The organism is Devosia sp., assembly GCF_034675085.1.
In the GTDB taxonomy this organism is placed as follows: domain Bacteria; phylum Pseudomonadota; class Alphaproteobacteria; order Rhizobiales; family Devosiaceae; genus Devosia.
Window position 1 is genome coordinate 1 of the sequence record NZ_JAUCDN010000389.1, and the last position, 2,765, is coordinate 2,765.

Here is a 2,765-nt window from a genome sequence, read left to right on the forward strand (position 1 = left end):
CCAGCGCCGCCGTGAGCAGGCGCCGCGTGGAGGCGATGTCGATGCGCTTGCCCACCCCGTAGCCGCCCCCGGTCCAGCCGGTGTTGATCAGCCAGGCGCTGGCCCCGCTCGAGCGGAGCTTTTCCGCCAGCATCGCGCCATAGACGGTGGGATGGAGCGGCATGAAGGGCGCGCCGAAACAGGCCGAGAAGGTAGCCTGCGGCTCGGTGATGCCGCGTTCGGTGCCGGCCACCTTGGCGGTGTAGCCGGACAGGAAATGATAGACCGCCTGCTCCGGCGTCAGCCGCGCCACCGGCGGCAGCACGCCGAAGGCGTCGGCGGTGAGGAAGACCACGGTTTTGGGCGTGTCGCCGACGCTGCCTGCGGCAATGGCCGGCAGCACATGGATGGGATAGGCGGCGCGGGTGTTCTCGGTGAGCGAGATGTCGTCGAAATCGGGCTGGTGGCCAGCGTCCAGCACCACGTTTTCCAGCACGGTACCGAAGCGCTTGGTGGCGGCATGGATCTCCGGCTCGGCGCTGGGGCTGAGCTTGACCGTCTTGGCGTAGCATCCCCCTTCCAGGTTGAAGACGCCGTCCTCGCTCCAGCCATGCTCGTCATCGCCGATGAGCGGGCGGGCCGGATCGTTGCTGAGCGTGGTCTTGCCGGTGCCCGAAAGCCCGAAGAACAGCGCCGCTTCGCCGTTCGGGCCGAGATTGGCCGAGCAATGCATGGGCAGCACGCCCTGGCCCGGCGCATGGAAATTGAACAGGCTGAAGACGCTCTTCTTGATTTCCCCGGCATATGAGGTGCCGGCGATGACCACGATATTGCGGCTCATGTCGAGCGCGATCACCGTGTCGGTGCGGCTGCCATGGCGGGCCGGATCGGCGCGGAAATGCGGGGCATGCACGATGGTCACCGGCGTCGGCGCCTCGCCCTGCTTCACGTTCTCGCCGGGGCGGATCAGCAAATTGCGGATGAACAGCGCGTGCCAGGCGCTGGGGGTGAGCACGGTGACGCCATATTGATGGCGCGGATCGGCGCCGGCCAGCAGGTCCTGGCGGAACACCGAATGCCCGCCCAGGGCGTTGACGGCGTCGGCCAGCAGCACATCGAAATGCGCCGGGCTCATGGCGCCCGAATTGTCCCACCAGACGCTGTCCTGGGTGAGCGCGTCGCGCACGATGAACTTGTCCTTGGGCGAGCGGCCGGTAAAGGCGCCGGTGCGCACCGAAACGGCGCCATCGGCCGTGAGCACGCTTTCGCCCCCTTGCAGGGAGCGGGCCACCAGCGCCGCCGCGATATCGTTGGCCGAAACCGAGCCCGCCCGCGCGGCGATCTGGTTTCTGAGGGCTTCGTGGTCAAATCCGGTCATCTGTTTCAGCTCCATGGCGCGCGGACCCGTGCCGCCTTGATGGCGCTGAAAATAGGAGCCTGGTTCATCATACAACCATCCCGAAAAGGGTCGTAAGACGGAAGTTGCATCGTCCTTCGTCGCAGGGATGGCGGTTGTAGTGTTCTTGGCCCCGCCTTATTTAATGCGTAATTGTCGCTTGCAAGCAGCGATGAAGGGCGCGTTGCGCCGCTTCCTGCACGCGTCCGAACATGAAAGGCAGCCCATGCCCAAGATCGCCCTGGTGGATGACGACCGCAATATTCTCACCTCCGTGTCCCTCACCCTGGAGGCGGAAGGCTACACCGTCTCAACCTATACCGATGGCGCCTCAGGCCTGGAGGGGCTGACCGCCGACCGCCCGGACCTGGCCATTCTCGACATCAAGATGCCGCGCATGGACGGCATGGAGCTGCTGCGGCGCCTGCGGCAGAAATCGGACGTGCCGGTGATCTTCCTCACCTCCAAGGACGAGGAGATCGACGAATTGTTCGGGCTCAAGATGGGCGCCGACGATTTCATCACCAAGCCCTTCAGCCAGCGCCTGCTGGTCGAGCGCGTCAAGGCCATCCTGCGCCGCTCGGCCCCGCGCGACCCCTCCGCCCCCGCCGGGCTGGCCGGCGAGCCGACGCCGGGCAAGGCGCTGATCGAGCGCGGCTCGCTGGTGATGGACGAGGAGCGCCACACCTGCACCTGGAAGGGGCAGCGCGTCACCCTCACCGTTACCGAATTCCTCATTCTCCAGGCGCTGGCGCTGCGGCCGGGCGTGGTCAAGTCGCGCAATGCGCTGATGGACGCCGCCTATGACGACCAGGTCTATGTGGACGATCGCACCATCGACAGCCACATCAAGCGGCTGCGCAAGAAGTTCAAGGCGGTGGACGACGATTTCGAGATGATCGAAACCCTCTACGGCGTCGGCTATCGCTTCAAGGAGCAATAGGACCGCAAGTGGCCATTCTCGACCCCGAAACCCCAGGCCGCCCGGCGGCGGAGCCAACCGCGCGTGGCGGCTTTCGCTGGCGCGGGCTGGTCTCGCCCCTGGCGCGGGTGATCGGGGCCATTGGCCATTTTCTCGATCTGACCATCTTTTCCAGCCTCACCCGGCGCATCATCGTGCTCAACCTGGCGGGGCTGCTGGTGCTGGTGGTGGGCATTCTCTACCTCAACCAGTGGCGGGCGGGCCTGATCGAGGCCCGGGTGCAGTCGCTGCGCGTGCAGGGCGAAATCATCGCCGCCGCCATCGCCGCCTCGGCCACGGTGGACAGCGACGTCATCACCATCAATCCCGAGCGGCTGCTGCAATTGCAAGATGACGGCACCGTCCGCTCGCTTTCCTATTTCGACCCGACGCTGGAATTTCCCATCAATCCCGAGCGCGTGGCCCCGC

3 protein-coding genes are annotated in these 2,765 nt (G+C 66.0%); 2 read left to right on the forward strand and 1 reads right to left on the reverse strand.

Translation table 11 applies throughout. The annotated features are described in order from the left end of the window. Window positions 1-1,357, reverse strand: a 1,357-nt coding sequence (locus VDP82_RS16725) for a phosphoenolpyruvate carboxykinase (ATP) (protein WP_323015960.1), incomplete at its 3' end; no start/stop codon positions are given. A gap of 244 nt (window positions 1,358-1,601) precedes the next feature. On the opposite strand from VDP82_RS16725, the gene VDP82_RS16730 reads away from it, so the two are divergent. Further along, complete coding sequence (locus VDP82_RS16730; protein WP_323015961.1) at window positions 1,602-2,318, forward strand: response regulator transcription factor; 717 nt, start codon at window positions 1,602-1,604, stop codon at window positions 2,316-2,318. A gap of 8 nt (window positions 2,319-2,326) precedes the next feature. After that, a partial coding sequence (locus tag VDP82_RS16735; RefSeq protein WP_416347136.1) for a sensor N-terminal transmembrane domain-containing protein occupies window positions 2,327-2,765 on the forward strand: 439 nt, incomplete at its 3' end.

Coding starts and splice junctions, on each gene's coding strand:
- VDP82_RS16730 (WP_323015961.1), top strand. CDS start 1,602: ATGCCCAAGATCGCCCTGGTGGATGACGACCGCAATATTCTCACCTCC.